Annotated in this window: 13 protein-coding genes; 8 read left to right on the forward strand and 5 right to left on the reverse strand. The window is 43.1% G+C overall.

What is annotated here, in order from left to right; genetic code table 11:
* Position 1: 1 nt before the first annotated feature.
* From bioA to bioD, 4 genes are read left to right on the forward strand one after another with little or no spacing between them, the layout of a single operon-like run.
* Positions 2-1,321, forward strand: coding sequence for an adenosylmethionine--8-amino-7-oxononanoate transaminase (bioA, locus tag GVX98_RS03365; protein WP_159127257.1), 1,320 nt, complete (start codon positions 2-4; stop codon positions 1,319-1,321).
* Positions 1,318-2,475: an 8-amino-7-oxononanoate synthase gene (locus tag GVX98_RS03370; protein WP_159127258.1), complete on the forward strand. Its 1,158-nt coding sequence runs from the start codon at positions 1,318-1,320 to the stop codon at positions 2,473-2,475. The genes bioA and GVX98_RS03370 overlap by 4 nt, the downstream gene beginning before the upstream one ends.
* A gap of 7 nt (positions 2,476-2,482) precedes the next feature.
* Positions 2,483-3,262 (forward strand): malonyl-ACP O-methyltransferase BioC, encoded by a 780-nt coding sequence (bioC, locus tag GVX98_RS03375; protein ID WP_159127259.1) that lies wholly within the window; start codon positions 2,483-2,485, stop codon positions 3,260-3,262.
* Positions 3,259-3,903, forward strand: coding sequence for a dethiobiotin synthase (gene bioD / locus GVX98_RS03380; protein ID WP_004982988.1), 645 nt, complete (start codon positions 3,259-3,261; stop codon positions 3,901-3,903). Before bioC ends, bioD begins: the two co-directional genes overlap by 4 nt.
* Positions 3,904-3,975: 72 nt before the next feature.
* Here the strand turns inward: bioD and GVX98_RS03385 are convergent, their stop codons facing one another.
* The 5 genes from GVX98_RS03385 to GVX98_RS03405 form a co-directional block, all read right to left on the reverse strand.
* On the reverse strand, positions 3,976-4,392 hold the full coding sequence (locus GVX98_RS03385) for a biopolymer transporter ExbD (protein WP_004695313.1): 417 nt from the start codon (positions 4,390-4,392) through the stop codon (positions 3,976-3,978).
* Between the two features lie 18 nt (positions 4,393-4,410).
* The gene (locus GVX98_RS03390; protein WP_004982985.1) at positions 4,411-4,836 is read right to left on the reverse strand and encodes a biopolymer transporter ExbD; all 426 of its coding nucleotides are present in this window, start codon (positions 4,834-4,836) and stop codon (positions 4,411-4,413) included.
* Between the two features lie 18 nt (positions 4,837-4,854).
* Positions 4,855-5,736 carry a MotA/TolQ/ExbB proton channel family protein gene (locus GVX98_RS03395; RefSeq protein ID WP_159127260.1) on the reverse strand — a complete coding sequence of 294 codons (882 nt, stop codon included), beginning with the start codon at positions 5,734-5,736 and terminating at the stop codon, positions 4,855-4,857.
* A 34-nt stretch (positions 5,737-5,770) separates the two neighbouring features.
* Positions 5,771-6,469 carry an energy transducer TonB gene (locus tag GVX98_RS03400; protein ID WP_004982982.1) on the reverse strand — a complete coding sequence of 233 codons (699 nt, stop codon included), beginning with the start codon at positions 6,467-6,469 and terminating at the stop codon, positions 5,771-5,773.
* A gap of 141 nt (positions 6,470-6,610) precedes the next feature.
* Positions 6,611-9,292, reverse strand: a complete 2,682-nt coding sequence (locus GVX98_RS03405; protein ID WP_159127261.1) for a TonB-dependent receptor — start codon at positions 9,290-9,292, stop codon at positions 6,611-6,613.
* A 754-nt stretch (positions 9,293-10,046) separates the two neighbouring features.
* Here GVX98_RS03405 and GVX98_RS03410 point away from each other — a divergent pair.
* From GVX98_RS03410 to GVX98_RS03425, 4 genes are read left to right on the forward strand one after another with little or no spacing between them, the layout of a single operon-like run.
* Positions 10,047-11,837 carry an ABC transporter substrate-binding protein gene (locus tag GVX98_RS03410; protein WP_171503323.1) on the forward strand — a complete coding sequence of 597 codons (1,791 nt, stop codon included), beginning with the start codon at positions 10,047-10,049 and terminating at the stop codon, positions 11,835-11,837.
* Between the two features lie 17 nt (positions 11,838-11,854).
* A complete protein-coding gene (locus tag GVX98_RS03415; protein WP_159127263.1) occupies positions 11,855-13,663 on the forward strand; it encodes an ABC transporter substrate-binding protein in 1,809 nt (602 codons plus the stop codon).
* A gap of 24 nt (positions 13,664-13,687) precedes the next feature.
* Positions 13,688-15,703 carry a M3 family metallopeptidase gene (locus tag GVX98_RS03420; RefSeq protein WP_159127264.1) on the forward strand — a complete coding sequence of 672 codons (2,016 nt, stop codon included), beginning with the start codon at positions 13,688-13,690 and terminating at the stop codon, positions 15,701-15,703.
* Positions 15,704-15,714: 11 nt separating this feature from the next.
* Positions 15,715-16,653 carry an ABC transporter permease gene (locus GVX98_RS03425; protein WP_159127265.1) on the forward strand — a complete coding sequence of 313 codons (939 nt, stop codon included), beginning with the start codon at positions 15,715-15,717 and terminating at the stop codon, positions 16,651-16,653.
* The last annotated feature ends 7 nt before the right edge of the window (positions 16,654-16,660 follow it).

Consider the following 16,660-nt stretch of genomic DNA (forward strand, 5'->3'; position numbering starts at 1 on the left):
GATGACTGAGATCAATGCCAAATTGGATGGTGAGTTGGATGACTTAGCATTTGATCGGGAACATATTTGGCATCCTTATACCTCGATGACCAATCCGCTCCCCACCTTTAAAGTTAAAAAAGCCTTTGGCTCAACCATTGAACTAGAAGACGGGCGTCAGCTGATTGATGGAATGTCTTCGTGGTGGTGCACCATACACGGCTATAACCATCCTGAACTGAATCAGGCGGTGACAGACCAACTGCAAAACATGTCACATATTATGTTTGGTGGCTTTAGCCATGATCCCGCCATTCAACTGGGTAAATTACTGTTGCAAATCACCCCGCCAAGTTTAGATAAAATTTTCTATGCAGACTCGGGTTCTGTTGCGGTTGAAGTGGCGTTAAAAATGGCAGTTCAGTATTGGACTTCGCTTGGGAAACAAGACAAAACCAATTTTGTCACCCCGCGTTCGGGCTACCACGGTGACACGTGGAATGCGATGTCGGTCTGTGACCCTGTCACAGGGATGCATCAAATTTTTGGCTCAAGCTTACCCAATCGTATTTTTGTTCCTGCACCGCAAGTTGCCTTTGATGCAGCCTGGGATCAGAAGGACATTCGTGAGCTTGAAAACACCTTAGCTGCACAGCATGAAAGTATCGCCGCGCTGATTGTTGAGCCGATTGTTCAGGGTGCAGGAGGGATGCGTTTTTATCATCCTGAGTACTTACGACAGGCCAAATTGCTCTGTGAAAAATATGGTGTTTTACTGATTTTTGATGAAATTGCGACGGGTTTTGGGCGTACGGGGAAACTCTTTGCTTGGGAGCATGCACAGGTCGAACCTGACATTATGTGTATTGGTAAAGGTTTGACAGGCGGCTATATGACCCTGTCTGCAACCTTAACTACAAAGCATATTGCTGAAACCATCAGTCGAGGCGAAGCGGGTGTGTTTATGCACGGCCCAACGTTTATGGCCAATCCCTTGGCGTGTGCGGTGGCGGCGAAAAGTACAGAACTCCTCATTTCACAAGATTGGCAAAGCAATATTCAACGCATCGAAACACAACTTCGTACCGCTTTGACCCCGTTGCAGTCACTTGAATATGTCCATGAAGTTCGTGTATTGGGTGCTATCGGTGTGGTTGAGCTGACGTTTAATGTAGATATGAAGACCTTACAACAGGAGTTTGTCCGCCGTGGTATTTGGGTGCGACCATTTGGAAAACTGGTCTATGTGATGCCCCCTTATGTGATTACCACACAGGAACTGAAGACCTTACTTGAGCAACTGGTTGAAGTGGTAGCGCAGATGCAGGAGCCTGTTGTATGAAGCATGTAGAACATTTTGCAGCACAACTGGATGTACTTAAACAGCAAGGCAATTTGCGCCAGTTTACGTCCAATGTGCAGCAAGGGCGGATGATTCGAATCAATGATCATGAGATGTTGAATTTGGCATCGAATGACTATCTAGGATTGGCTGCAAATATCGAATTACGTGAACAGTTTTTCGATGAAACACCGAATACACAGCGCTGGATGAGTTCAGCCTCTTCACGTTTATTGACGGGTAATTTTCCTGAATATGAACAGTTCGAGGCCAATCTTAGTCAGACTTTTCATGGTCGAGCTGCTTTGGTATTCAACAGCGGCTATCACATGAATATTGGTATTTTACCTGCGCTAGCGGACAGTAAAACCCTAATTCTGGCTGATAAGCTAATCCATGCCAGCATGATTGATGGTATTCGTTTATCGACAGCGAAGTTGGTACGTTATCGCCATAATGACTTGGCGCATTTGACCCAACTTTTGCACAAGTATCATGCCGATGATGCTTTTGAGCGAATCATTGTGGTGACCGAGTCCATTTTTAGTATGGATGGTGATGAAACCGATTTGGCTGAATTGGTTCGCATCAAAAAACAGTTTGAAAAAGTCATGCTCTATGTCGACGAAGCACATGGCATTGGCGTACGTGGTGAGCAAGGCTTGGGCTGTGCTGAGCAATACCAAGTGATTGATGAGATCGACTTTTTAGTTGGTGCTTTGGGTAAGGCTATGGCTTCAATCGGTGGCTATCTGATTTGTCACCCTGTGATTCGAGACTATCTGATCAATACGATGCGCCCATTGATTTTTAGTACGGCACAACCGCCGATCTGCATGGCGTGGAGCAACTTTATCTTGCAACAAGTCTTGCAGTTAAATAATACACGTCAGCATTTACACAGTATCAGTCAGCGTCTACAGCAAGCAGTTCAGGCTAAAGGTTTTGATTGTCCATCAACGTCTCAAATTATCCCTGTGATCATCGGTGATTCGAGCAAAACGGTGGAGAAGGCGAAAGCTTTGCAACAAGCAGGTTTTTATATTATGCCTGTACGACCACCGACTGTGCCGCAGCATAGTTCTAGACTACGTATTTCCTTGACCGCTCAAGTTCGCCATACTGATTTAGATCAGTTGATTCAGTTGTTGTGAGTGAGTCGTGAAGAATTTAGAGATTGATAAAGCACAAGTCGCATTGCGCTTTGCTCAGGCAGGGCAAAGCTACAGTGAGCATGCGGTTGTGCAAAAGCAAATTGCACGCCAGCTTTTTAATTTAATCCAACGTTATGCTGTTAAATCGCAATTTGAGCGGGTGTTTGAAATTGGGTGTGGTTCAGGCAATTTAAGCCATTTACTGCTGAATGATTTCCAAATTCAGCACTATTTACTGAATGACTTATATGCCGAGGTACAGCAGCACTTTCAAGGCTATTCAAATATAGACTGGTTATTAGGTGATATTGAACAGCTTGTTTTTCCAGCTCATTTAGAACTGATCGTATCGACCTCTGCGCTGCAGTGGATGACGGATCTTGGTGCTGTTTTCCAGAAAGCGAGTGACAGTCTACTTTCACAAGGGCTGTTTTGTTTTTCCACTTTTGGTGAGCGGAATTTACAAGAGATTAAGACCTTAACGGGGCAAGGCTTAGATTATGTAAACCTTGATCAACTACGGGAAAAATTGCAGAACCAAGGTTTTGATGTTCTGCATTTGTCTGAACAAATTGAGTACTTAGACTTTGCGACACCGAAACAGGTACTGCAACATTTAAAAGCCACAGGTGTCACGGCAACTGCATCGAGCTTTCGTTGGACCAAGCACTCCCTTGAACGCTTTTATCAAGATTATCAACAGTTTTCACAACTCGATACCTCTGGGCAGATTCATTATCGCCTGAGTTATCACCCTATTTATTGTATTGCACGGAGAATGCCATGACTGGATCAGTTTACTTTATCAGTGGAATCGATACAGGCATTGGGAAAACCTATACTACGGGCTACTTAGCCAAGCTTTGGAATGAACAAGGCCAAAAAACCATTACCCAAAAGTTAGTGCAAACGGGTAATGTGGATGTTTCTGAAGACATTGAACAGCACCGTAAAATTATGGGTATGGGCTGGTTTCCTGAAGATGACAGTAAGCTGACCATGCCTGAAATTTTTAGTTATCCTGCATCGCCACATTTAGCGACTAAAATTGATGGTCGTGAGATTGATTTTGCAAAAATCGAGCGTGCTACTCAGCAGCTGGCTGAAAAATATGAGGTGGTGTTGTTAGAAGGTGCGGGTGGTTTGATGGTACCTTTAACCACAGATCTGCTCAGCATTGACTATATTGCAGCCAAGCAACTGCCTGTAATTTTGGTGAGTTCGGGGCGTTTGGGCAGTATTAACCATACCATTTTAAGTTTAGAAGCACTGAAAAGTCGTGGTTTGGAGCTCTATGCTTTAGCCTATAACTTAAATGATGAGTCACAAGATGAACTCATTTCTAAAGATACCGCGACCTATTTAAAAGCTTATTTGGCGACACATTTTTCGCAAGCATTGTGGATCGACATTCCCGTATTGAAGTAATTCGTAGAGTCATTAAAAAATAAAAAAACCGCTAACAGCAAAATTTGTCAGCGGTTTTTTTGACGGTTTTATTTATTGATTACTCACGACTCCAATTTTTTTTACATCAAGGCGTTGGGCTGCGGCCATGACCATCGCAATGTATTTATATTCCGTTGCGCGGTCAGCTTTGAGTTTAATTTGGTCTTGATCTGCTTTTTGAGCAACGGTTTGAAATAAGGCTTCGAGCGCTTGTTTGGACTCCACAGCTTGTTCATTCCAAAACATTTTGCCTTGAGCATCTAAGCGTAGTTCCACGATTTCAGGTGGTTTTTCCTGAACTGGTGGTGGTGTGCCATTCGGGAGGTTGATATTAATGGCGTTGTTTGGCAATGGAATCGTGATAATGAACATAATCAGTAATACCAACATGACATCAATCAAAGGCGTCATGTTGACATCAAGCATCACATCTTCATCATCTTGATTGGAACCAACATTCATACCCATAGCTGAATCCTTCTTTGATTAAGGTGAAGAGGGCGGTGTGGTGACAAAGGCAATTTTGCCAATCCCCGCTTGCTGCGTGGTGGTAATGACTTGGTCAATCGCATCGTATGGCGTAAGTTGGTCACCACGAATGTGGACATCGGGCTGAGGTCTCTTTTGTGCCTCTGTTTGTAGTCGTGCCAGTAAGGTGGCTTTATCGGCAATGTAACTTTCATTCCAGAAAATATCGCCATTTTTATTGACTGCAAGTTGAATATTTTCAGGTTTGGTTTCATAAGGCACATTCTTTTCTTCAGGCAAATTGACTGGTACGGTATGAACTGCAACAGGCACTGTAATGAGAAAAATAATTAGCAAAACCAACATAATATCAACCAGAGGGGTGGTATTAATGGTTCCGATTACATCATCATCGCTGTCATTTGAATTTACCATCATTCCCATGGCTGATTCCTCATGTTCTTATTTCATGTCACGGTTAACAGGATTGTTGGTGCTGATTTCACCACTTAACAGCACAGCATGCAGGTCTGAACCAAAGGTACGAACTTCTTCCATTACGGCTTTATTTCGACGGGTTAACCAGTTGTAACCAAGCACTGCTGGAACAGCCACGGCTAAACCAATTGCAGTCATAATTAAGGCTTCACCCACAGGGCCTGCGACTTTATCAATAGATGCTTGACCCGATACCCCAATCGCGGTTAACGCATGATAAATGCCCCAAACCGTACCGAATAAACCCACGAAAGGTGCGGTTGAACCTACAGTTGCTAGAAAAGCCAGCCCACCACTTAAATGGCTGTGAATTTTGTCAATAGCGCGTTGAATCGAGATAGTGACCCAAGTATTAAAGTCGATACGCTCTAATAATGTTCCACCATGGTTTTTTGTCGACTTAATGCCTTTTTCAGCAATAAAACGATACACACTAGCATCATCTAAACCTTCAGTTGCAGTATCAAGAGAGGTTGCTTCCCAAAAGTTTTTATCGGCATGTTGGCCTTGTTTACGGATTTTGCCTTGTTGTAAGCACTTGGTAATAATGATGTACCATGTCCCAATCGACATAATCACCAAAATAAACAGTGTCACTTTAGACACCAGATCACCTTCTTTCCACATTGCTTCTAAGCCATAAGGGTTATGCACTTTTTCTGAAGCAGAAGGTGCTTTCTCAGCTAAGGGTGGGGGAACAGGTGTTGCTGCTTTCTCAGTCGTAGTGACTGGTGTAGTCAGTGCTGTAGTGGTCGCAGCTGTTTCCTCTGCGAAAACAGCTTGTAGAGGAAGTAATGTGCTGATTCCTAGTAGGCTTGCTGCGGTAAAGTTTTTTAATTTTTGCATTGTGTAACTCCTAATGTCGGCTGATCTTTTTCAATTATTCGAGAACAAATTCGTATGGGATGTCGAACCAAGCGCTTTGAGCTACGCCATCTTTCATTGCAGGTTTAAATGTGCACAAGCTATACGCTTTCGTTGCAGCACGGTCTAAAGTACGGTCACCTGTAGAACGCTTTACTTTGACTTCTTGCGCCTTACCATTGGTATCGACAAAGACCGAAATCAGTACGGTGCCTGAAATGCCACTCATCTCTGCTTCGCGTGGATAGCTTGGTGCTTTACATCCAGCTTCCCCTTCCGATACTCCACGTGTAACACCTGTGGGTTTGGGTGCAGGTGATGGAGCAGCGGCAGTCGGTGTTGGGGTTGGAGATGGGCTTGGAGAAGGCGATGATGCAACTGGCGTCGGCGTGCTTATCGTCGGTTTGGTGACGGGTGTAGCAACTGTTTTTTGCACTGGGACTACTTTTTCTACAGGTTTGGGGTCAGGTTGCTGCGCTACTTTTTCCACCATTTTTGGTGGCTCTGGTGGAACTTCTTTAGGTGGTTCAGGCTTAGGTGGCTTGATATCTTGCAGAATGACCAATTCCACAGGTTCGGTTGAGGGTTTGACAATATCTTTTGCCAAACCTGCCATTAGCACCAAGCCAACAAGAACATGTAAGAAAATCACAACGCCAATACCTGTGAGTTTTTTGGCGGAGTTTTTTTCTAAATCTTCAAATGTAGTGCCCATAATTACTCCTAAAATTTAAGCCAAATCTACTTTTTAAAAGCATTGGATTGCACTTGGGAAAATCCATATATATCTGGTTAAAGTTGAGCATGTATAAACATCACCACAGATTGAATATTTCAATCTGTGGCTCAGATCCGCTTAGAACGTATATGTACCTCTTACATAGAAAGTACGTCCTGTTGGGTCGCTGTAACGTGGGTCATAGCCGTATTGGAAGTTATCTAGAACATTCGATGCAGCAGGTTCTTCATCAAATAGGTTTTTGATACCACCCGTTAGGGTTAAGTTTTTGAAACCTTTATAGGTGCCTGCAATGTTGTAGAGGGTATAGTCTGGAACTTTGTGGTTATCAAAGCCTTCTTCACCTGTTGCATTTTGGTCGTGATAACCTCGGAAAAATTGCTGTTCAAAGACCAATTTCCAGTCTTCATAGCTCCAGTTGATGTTTGCGGTATGTTTCCAGCGCAGTACAGCAGGATCATCATAAACGCCCACTAAGCCCTCCCAGTCTCCATTTTTTTCTTCTTGGTAGTCATTTTTGATGACATAGGTTCCATTAATTCCAAAGCCAAACCGACCTGTTGATGTCATAGGAGTGAGGTAGTCTAAGCTAATGTCGATCCCTTCAGTTTTGATGCCGCCTGTATTCATTAAAGTGGTATTGATGTATTGGATACGGCCATCTGCATCTCGCACAAAGCGATCTGCATATTTGGTTGGATCTTCGAAAATGGAGGTTTCACCCGTTAAGCCAATAAGATTTTCGATTTCGATATTGTAGTAATCGACTGCTAAGACCAGGTTCTTAAGGGGCTCAAAAACAAAGCCTGCTGTAAATGTTGTTGATTCTTCGGGCTGAAGCTCAGAGTTACCACCTTGCATACGCTTAAACTGAGTATTACATTCTGTTTGATATTGCGGTGAAGTTGCTACGCCACCTGGACAGAGCACAGGGTCATCGTATTTTGCCCCCGTGTAAGTTTGGCTTTGCGGCGCATTAATTTCATATAAGCTTGGTGCACGGAAACCTGTACTGTAGGTACTTCGGAACATTAGTTGTTTTAAAGGTTCCCAGCGTAAACCCACTTTCGGGTTGAAGGTGTCGCCAAAGTCACTGTAGTCATCATAACGGGCTGCAAATTGCGCTTCTAAAGTGGAGGTAATAGGAATTTGTAGCTCTGAGAAAACGGCTGTAATGTCACGGTCACCCTTACTGATAGGTTTGTCAGGGTCAATGCCACTACCTGGGACAAGTCGAACAAGGTCTGAGTTTACCTTTGCCTCCCAGTCTTGCGTGGTAAAGCTACCGCCGAAGGCAAAACCCACGTCACCCGCAGGAAGGGTGAAAATTGGACGGCTGATCGTAAAGTCAAAGGTGGTGGAGTCTAGGGTCGCATCATTGGTCGTACCGCTGACTTCTAATGAATTCCAAACACTTGAATCCGCTGAAGGACCAAAGGGGTTAATGGTGCCGTTATCTAGCCCTTCTTGCAGTTGACTACGATTTAAATAGCCACTAACGAAACTGTCCTTTGCTTTACCTTTTGCATAGGTTACGCCGCTGTCGATGTTCCAGCCATATGCTTCACCTTCAATCCCTGCAAAAATACGATGTGATTCATTGGTTGTCTTAGAAACACGGTTACCCGCTTGTGAGCGGAGATAGAGTTGTAAAGGGTCATCACTTAAACCGGGAACAGCAGGAGTGATACCTTCACCTGGATAGTATTGGCTTCCTTTGGGAAGTGTCACAGATCGGCTATAGACATCGGGTGCGATTGAGGTAGTGACTTCATTTTTTGCATATACATATTCAGCAATCGCGTTGAATTGGTCACTGAGTTTGAATGTTGCACGACCTAGGGCCGATAAGTCTTCTGTTTCTGGTTGAATACCAATCAAGGCTTGAGTGTTTAAAAAACACAGACCATCTTCCGCAACGACATTAGGAGTGTTATTACAGTTGGCATTACCGTAAGGATTGGCTAATACACCACTGGTTGGGTCATAGAAGTTAGCAGGAAAACCATTCGCAGAGCCAGCATCGATCCCTAATTCAGGTAAAAGCCCACCACGACGGCTAACTTTACGGTCTTTGGCCATAATTTCTTTAGACTTTTGGTAGCTGATTGCGCCATATACGTTAAAACCTTGTTCGTCTAAGTCGCCATAGCCACCAAAGATAGAGACATCGTATTCTTCCCCCCCTTTTTCTTCGGGTTTGAGTACACCGCTGCTGATACCGAAACCTTCATATTGTTTTTTGGTGATGAAGTTAATCACCCCAGCAATGGCATCTGCGCCATATACCGCGGATGCACCATCACGAAGGACTTCAATTCGTTCAACCATTGCTAGAGGAATTGTATTGAGGTTGGTTTCAGAGGTACTAAAAGGGCTATAAGCCAAACGGCGACCGTTTAATAATACTAAGGTTTTGTCTGGGCCTAGGCCACGCAAGTTAGCTGTTGAACCAGAGGTATTACTTGCCCCCACGTTTTGCGCGGTTGTGTAACCCGCTTGGTTGGCACTGATTTTGGTTAAAGCTTCTTCGGCAGTTGTGACGCCTTGTTGCGCAAGCTCTTCAACTTTAATGACGGTAATGGGTGAAGAACTTTGAGCTGCAACTCCTTTGATAGAGGAGCCTGTGACAGTCACTTTAGCAACTTTTTTAGTTGGTTCTGCTGAGACTGAGCTTTCTGTTTCTTCTGCATGAGCTAAAGACAAACACATCATACTTAAAGTCAGGGTACTTAGTTTAAGTATTGATTTGCTGATGGTTGGGGCCCCCATAGATCGAACAAGTTTGTTTTTTTGCATCGTAAATTCAACCCTTCTTTTTCTATATTTAGCGGTATTGCTGTGCTGAGGGAGTGCAAGGCAAATGCCAACTTTCAGGGATAGACAAAAGACTGTGAATTAAGTTATTGGAAAATATTGTTTTATTTTATTATTTGTATGGATTTATGTAACTTGTTTTCATTTTTCTAGAATTTAAAAAATTAAAATGGCAAAAAATTACTTATAAATCGATTAAAAAATAATCATAAAATGATTATTCATATAATAAGTGATCAAAAATGAGTCGTGATTTTTTGAATTTTTAATACAAAATCTTATTTGTAATTATACTGAATTATTAGTATTTATCTTTAATAAACAAATTGTTGTGATGTTTTATTTGGTTTTTTGTATTTCTTGTGATGTTCGAATTTGAATCATTGGTGTATTAAATCTGTGCAATAGTTTATTTAAACTGAATGTTTAAAAATAGCTACTAATTGGCAAAATGTTCCGATGTGAGTTGAGCCTCTGATTTATAACTAATTAATATCCATATATTTTTCTTACAAAATGTTAAATTAGAATGATAAAAAAATAGGCGTGGCATGATATTCGCTTTGTTGCAGAGGTGAATATTTGCCCATGACCGTTTTTTAAATTTTGATAATTAAAATTTAATTTATAAAACATGGGTTTATGTTTTAAGTTTTTGTCAGTGTTGTCTGAAAAATAAAACACTGACATTGAACATGGATGGCATGAGATCACCTTGCTTAAAAAAAAGATGTGTATAGGTATGAACTTGAATTCAAAAAAACTGAAGCTTGCTGCTTTATCCCTTGCGATGGGTTTTGGCTTTTCTGCCTATGCAAAGTCGCCTGCAGATCCAAACAAAGTATTAAATATTGCTTATGAAGCGCCAGACGATGGTTTTGATACAGTTAAAACCTATAATTTTTATAGTGGTAGTATTGCCCAAGCCATTTTTGAACCGCTTTTAAAATATGATTATTTGGCGCGCCCCGCTCAATTGGTTCCAAACACAGCAGTGTCGATGCCAAAAATAGAACAAGAGGGCAAGGTCTATATCTTTAAAATTCAGCCCAAGATTTATTTTAGCGATGACGCGGCCTTCAAAGGCAAGCCGCGAGAGTTGGTGGCGCAGGATTATATTTATTCCATGATGCGGATTATGGATCCGAAAAACCGCTCACCGACCTATTCATTTATTGAAGGCAAAATTGTCGGTGGCGATGCTGCTGTTGCTCAAGCCAAGAAAACAGGCCAGTTTAATTATGATGCCGCGATTCCGGGTTTAAAAGCCCTCGATAAATACACACTACAAATCACATTAACTCATCCTGACTATAATTTCCCGTATATCTTGGCTTACGCTACATTTAGTGGAACAGCGCGGGAAGTGGTGGAGTTTTATGGGGATCGAATCGCGCAGCATCCAGTGGGGACAGGGCCTTATCAACTGAGTAAATATGTACCGCGGAGTCGTATTGAACTGGTGGCCAACCCGAAATATCGTGGTTTTACTTGGAATTTTAAATCTACAGGTTCGAGTTGGGACAACCGTCTGGTTAAAGAAATGCAAGGCAAAAAAATGCCGCAAATTGGCAAAGTCAGCGTCAGTATTATTGAAGAAGAACAATCACGCTGGCTCGCGTTCAAATCAGGCCAACTCGATTTTGACAAACTGACTTCCAATGCGGTACCACAGGCTTTAAATGGCAAACAACTCAAACCTGAACTGGTCAAGCAAGGCATTCAACATTTCCCCAATAAAGACGCTGAAATCACCTATACCATGTTTAATATGCAAGACCCTACAGTGGGCGGTTTTGGGCTTGAAAAAGTTGCATTAAGACGTGCGATTAGTCTGGCTTATAACCAAGCAGAAGCCATTAAACAACTGTATAAAGGACAGGCGGTGAAGTCGGAGATGTTGGTGCCTGAGGGGGTACAAGGCTTTAATCCGAATTATCGGAGTAGCGTGGCCTATAACCCGCTCTTGGCGAATAAATTACTGGATCGTTTCGGTTATAAAAAGGGGGGAGATGGTTACCGTCGGCTACCGAATGGTCAGCCTCTAACGCTTAAGTTTATGACTGAAAACAGTTCCAGTTCCGTGATTCAATCTGAACTGTGGAAGAAAAATTTAGATGCGATTGGTCTGCGTGCCGACTTTGTGGTGAGTAACTTTGCTGACAATTTAAAAGCAGCGATGCAATGTAAATATATGATTTGGGGTGGGGCTTGGATTGCAGACTATCCTGAAGGGGAAAACTTTGCCCAGCTGCTGTATGGGCCCAATTCGGCTCAGGGCAATCTCAGTTGCTACCAGTCCAAAGCCTATGATGCACTTTATACACAGGCTATGGCCTTACCACCGCCTCAGCGTTTGCCATTTTATGAAAAACTCAGTCGTCAAATTGAGGCCGATAATCCATGGATTATTCATAACAGTCGTATTCGAAATTGGTTGTTACATCCACAAGTTCAGGGTTTTAAAGCACATCCGATGATGAATACCAACTGGCAATATCTTGATATTCAGCCCATAAAAAAATAATTGAGATGTAGAACATAATGAGAGATCTAAATCAGACATTGAAACGATGGGGTTTGGGAATTTTGGCAGGCAGCATTCTGCTGAGCAGTTCAGTTTCCAGTTTTGCACAAAGCCCTGCCGACCCGAAAAAAGTTTTACGTTATGTTTTTCCTGTGGCTGAAACAGGCTTTGACCCTGCGGGCGTGCATGACTTGTACTCGGCCCATGTTAATGGATCGATTTTTGAAACGTTGTTTACCTATGATTATTTGGCCTCACCTGCGAAATTGGTACCACGAACAGCTGTGGCTTTACCCGAGGTGAGCGCGGATGGATTGACCTATACCATTCGTTTGCAAAAGGGGATTTATTTTGCTGCTGACCCCGTGTTTAAAGGTAAAAAGCGTGAGCTGACTTCGGCCGATTATGTATATACCTTTAAGCGTTTACTGGATCCGAGCTTGCATTCACCCAACAGTTGGCTGCTCGATGGGCGAATCTTAGGGATGGAGGCTTTGCTGAAACAGGCGCAGAAAACGGGAAAATTCAATTACGACCAATCTGTCGCGGGCTTGCAAACACCAGACCGTTATACCTTGGTTATTCGCCTGACTAGCCCAGATCAGAACTTTCCAATGTTGCTTGCGCATCAGCCTGCAGGTGCAGTTGCACGGGAAGTCATCGAAAAATATCGTGACAAAGCGGGTTTTGTGATGGGGCATCCAATAGGAACGGGGCCGTATATGCTCAGTCGTTGGACGCCGGGTTCGCGGATTATTTTAAAGGCCAATCCTGATTTCCGAAGTTTTGTTTGGAACTTTAAGGCCAGTACGCCTGAGGATCAAAAGATCGTCAAAGCCATGCAAGGCAAAAAGATGCCGCAAATTGGCGAGATTGATATTCAGGTAATGGAAGAGGGGCAATCACGCTGGTTGTCCTTTATTAAAGATGAAGTGGATTTGTTTGCCTTAGATGGTGAGTTGACGGTTCAAGCCTTGCAAGATGGAAAACTAAAACCGGAATTGGTCAAGAAAGGCGTACAGCTGTCACGGATTACCGATCCTTCGATTGACTATCATTATTGGAATATGCAAAACCCAGTGGTCGGCGGCTTAAGTAAATATAAAATTGCTCTGCGCCGTGCCATGGCGATGGCGTTTTCAGCCGATAACTACATCAATATTTTACAAAAAGGCGATTCGCAAAAACTGCAAGCACCGATTCCAAGTGGTGTGGTGGGCTATGATCCCAATTATCGAAGCAGTATTCCTTACTCAGTCAAAGCGGCAAATTTATTGTTAGATCGTTATCACTATAAAGTAGCTGCAGATGGTTGGCGTACTCAGCCGAATGGGAAACCTTTGGTGATTGAGATGACGCTTTCGGGCAATAATTTACGCAGTCAACAACAGGCCGAGTTTTGGAAGAAAACTTTAGACAGTATCAAAATCAGAATGACCACCAAGTCGATGCCTTTTGCTGAGGCTTTGAAATTAGAAAAACAATGTAAAACCATGTTTAAGACATCGGCATGGATTGCAGACTACCCAGATGCAGATAACTTTATGCAGCTGTTTTATGGCAAGAACATCAAGATTACTAACAATGGCTGCGCCAAAATTCCTGAATATGACCGCCTATATGAACAAGCCCAAAAGATGATACCGAGTCCAGAGCGCGATGTAATCTACGCCAAAATGTCACGTTTGCTGGAAGTGTATATGCCTGTACAAGTGATTGGGGCGCGTTACCGCAATATCTTGGCACAACCGCGTGTAATTGGTTTTAAAAAGCATCCCATACTGCCGGCGGAGTGGATGTATATCGATATTGATTTGAAGAAATAGAAATTAAACAAAACTGGAGTCATGATGAAAAAGCAACATTTTAAATTCACCGCATTGTGCATGTTGGGCCTAGGGATGAGTCAGATGGCTTTGGCGGAAACAGCACCGCGCCAAACATTACCCAGCTTTCAAGCCAAAGACATCCCTGCAATGTGTAATGCCAAAATTGCGGATGTGAAAAAGCAACTTAAAACGTTTGAAAATAAGCCCCTTAAAAACGAAACGGCAGCAGCGCCTGTATTGGCTGAATGGGATCGTATTTTTGCATCATTTGAAGATTTTTACGGCCCGATTGGTCTGTATAGCAATGTTGACCCTGATGAAGCACTGCGTAAAGCGGCTGAAGACTGTGAAATTAAAATTAGCCAATTCCAAACCGATGTGTATCAGAATCCAAAGCTATATCAACAAATTAAGAAAATAAAAATTGCTGATCCAATTGAAGCCAAGTTCCGTGAAGATATTTTGGAGGGTTTTGAAAAAACAGGGATACAGCTTTCAGCAGATAAACAAGCACGCTTAAAAGTGATTTTTGATGAACTGGCAAAAATTGAACAAGAGTATGCGCGTAATGTCCGTGATAATCCTGAAAAACTCGAATTTAGCCCTGATGAGCTAAAAGGCCTGCCACAAAGTTATATCGATGGCTTAAAGAAAAATGACAAGGGTAATTATCTACTCGGGTTTGAGTATCCCGATTATCGTCCGTTTATGGAGTTGGCAGATAATGATGATGCACGTAAGCGTTATCAAATTGCATTTACCCGACGTGGCGGCGAGAAAAATCTGGCGCTGCTGAAGCAAGCGATGGACTTACGTTATGAGTTAGCACAACTGTTTGGCAAGTCCAGTTATGCCGAATGGGTACTGCAAAGCCGGATGGCGAAAACGCCTGAAACCGTGAATAAATTCTTGGCAGAGGTACATGCTACCGTAGCACCCCTAGAGAAAAAGGAAGTCCAAACTCTACGTGAGTTTAAAGCGCAAAGTTTAAATATCCCTGTTGAGAAAGCCAGTATTGAGCGTTGGAGCGAAGCATATTGGAGTGAAAAATTACGCAAAGCCAAGTATCAGGTCGATCAAGAGCAACTGCGTCAGTATTTCCCAACGCAAGCCTCTCAAGACTGGCTATTTGCCATTTCTGAAAACCTGTATGGCATCAAGTTTAAGCCTGCCAAAGTCGAGGTTTGGCAAGATGAAGTGGAATATTATGATGTGACCGATGCCAAAACAGGGCAACTGCTCGGCGGCTTATATATGGATAAATTTCCACGTAAAGGTAAATATGGACATGCTGCTGTGTGGGGTGTTTATGGCGGCAGTAGCCTAACTGGACGTAAACCGATTTCAGCACTGGTCACTAACTTTAACCGCAATGGTTTAAATAGCGATGAGTTAGAAACTTTTGTACATGAGTTTGGTCATGCGTTGCATGGCATTTTATCCAACACACGCTTTTCGTCTCAGTCAGGAACTTCGGTTGAGCGAGACTTTGTTGAAGCACCGTCACAAATGTATGAGGAATGGGCACGACGTAAAGAGACTTTGTCAAAGGTGGCAGATTACTGTAAACCTGGCTGTCCACGCGTGGATGATGCGCTGATTACTAAACTCAATGCCGTGCATAGTTATGGGCGTGGTTTGCATTATGCACGTCAGACGTTGTATGCACAGTATGACATGGCGCTACATGGTAGTGATGCACGAGAGGTTCAGCCCTTAAAGGTTTGGGAAAAAATGGAAGGGGCAATGGCCTTGGGCTATGTTCCAATCACCGAGTTTCCGGGGCAGTTTGGTCACATCATGGGTGGTTATCAAGTCGGTTATTACGGCTATATGTGGTCAGAAGTGATGGCGTTGGACATGCTTTCAGCCTTTGGTGATAACTTAAATAACCCTGAAGTGGGGCAGCACTATCGTCAAACCATTTTGTCCCAAGGTGGTCAAAAACCTGCCCAAGCATTGGTCAAAGACTTTTTGGGTCGTGAACCTGATAACAGAGCCTTTTTCGATGAAATTACCGGTCAACGGGTGAAATAAGGGGCATTTTTATGCTGGCATATATTATTCGTCGAATTTGGCAAATGATCCCGACCATGCTTGGGGTGGTTTTGCTGATTTTCTTCTTGTTTAACTGGGTCGGTGGTGATCCTGCCTATATTTTGGCAGGGAAAATGTCGAACCCTGAACAGATTGAAAATATCCGACAGCAGCTTGGGGTCGATCAGCCCTATTATGTGCAACTGTGGATTTTCATTAAGCAGATTTTGACATTTGATTACGGGCTGAGTTGGAGTACAGGAGAGTCAGTATCGCAAATCATCATGACACGACTTGGGCCTTCACTGACTTTGCTCATTCCACTGACGATCTTACAAACCATTATTTCTATTATTTTGGCTTTGGCAGTGGCAGCGGTGCGTGGCAGTTTAACAGATCGTATGGTGATGATGCTGTGTACGATTGGCATGTCGATCAGTATCTTGGTGTATATCATTGTTTTTCAGTATGTCTTTGCCTATCAGCTGAGCTGGTTTCCAGTCCAAGGCTGGAGCGATAGCTTTAGTGAGAACCTGTTTAAATATGCTTTATTGCCCATTCTGATCATGTTAGTGGTCAGTATTGCCCCGACTTTACGGTTGTATCGTAGTTTTGTTTTGGATGAAGTCAATCAAGACTATGTTCGTACTGCACGTGCCAAAGGGATTGGTGAACGGCGCATTTTAGGCGTGCATGTGCTACGTAATGCCTCAATCCCGATTATTACAGACGTGATGGCAAGTTTACCTGCTTTGTTGATTGGTGCATTTTTGATTGAGCGTTTCTTTGGTATCCCGGGCATTGGTCGTGAAGTAATTATTGCGGTAGAGCGTAGTGATTTTCCCGTAATTAAAGCCATTACCGTGTACGTTGCCCTCGCAACGATGTTTTTCAACTTGATTGCCGATTTGATTTATAAATGGGTCGATCCACGTGTACAGTTGAAGTAGGTGAATT

Source organism: Acinetobacter sp. 8I-beige (genome assembly GCF_902505955.1).
Classification (GTDB): domain Bacteria; phylum Pseudomonadota; class Gammaproteobacteria; order Pseudomonadales; family Moraxellaceae; genus Acinetobacter; species Acinetobacter johnsonii.

What these genes read in the sequence shown, in the direction of transcription:
- bioA (WP_159127257.1), top strand. Translation starts at nt 2, where the DNA reads ATGACTGAGATCAATGCCAAATTGGATGGTGAGTTGGATGACTTAGCA.
- GVX98_RS03370 (WP_159127258.1), top strand. Translation starts at nt 1,318, where the DNA reads ATGAAGCATGTAGAACATTTTGCAGCACAACTGGATGTACTTAAACAG.
- bioD (WP_004982988.1), top strand. Translation starts at nt 3,259, where the DNA reads ATGACTGGATCAGTTTACTTTATCAGTGGAATCGATACAGGCATTGGG.
- GVX98_RS03385 (WP_004695313.1), bottom strand. Translation starts at nt 4,392, where the DNA reads ATGGGTATGAATGTTGGTTCCAATCAAGATGATGAAGATGTGATGCTT.
- GVX98_RS03390 (WP_004982985.1), bottom strand. Translation starts at nt 4,836, where the DNA reads ATGGGAATGATGGTAAATTCAAATGACAGCGATGATGATGTAATCGGA.
- GVX98_RS03395 (WP_159127260.1), bottom strand. Translation starts at nt 5,736, where the DNA reads ATGCAAAAATTAAAAAACTTTACCGCAGCAAGCCTACTAGGAATCAGC.
- GVX98_RS03400 (WP_004982982.1), bottom strand. Translation starts at nt 6,469, where the DNA reads ATGGGCACTACATTTGAAGATTTAGAAAAAAACTCCGCCAAAAAACTC.
- GVX98_RS03405 (WP_159127261.1), bottom strand. Translation starts at nt 9,292, where the DNA reads ATGCAAAAAAACAAACTTGTTCGATCTATGGGGGCCCCAACCATCAGC.
- GVX98_RS03415 (WP_159127263.1), top strand. Translation starts at nt 11,855, where the DNA reads ATGAGAGATCTAAATCAGACATTGAAACGATGGGGTTTGGGAATTTTG.
- GVX98_RS03420 (WP_159127264.1), top strand. Translation starts at nt 13,688, where the DNA reads ATGAAAAAGCAACATTTTAAATTCACCGCATTGTGCATGTTGGGCCTA.
- GVX98_RS03425 (WP_159127265.1), top strand. Translation starts at nt 15,715, where the DNA reads ATGCTGGCATATATTATTCGTCGAATTTGGCAAATGATCCCGACCATG.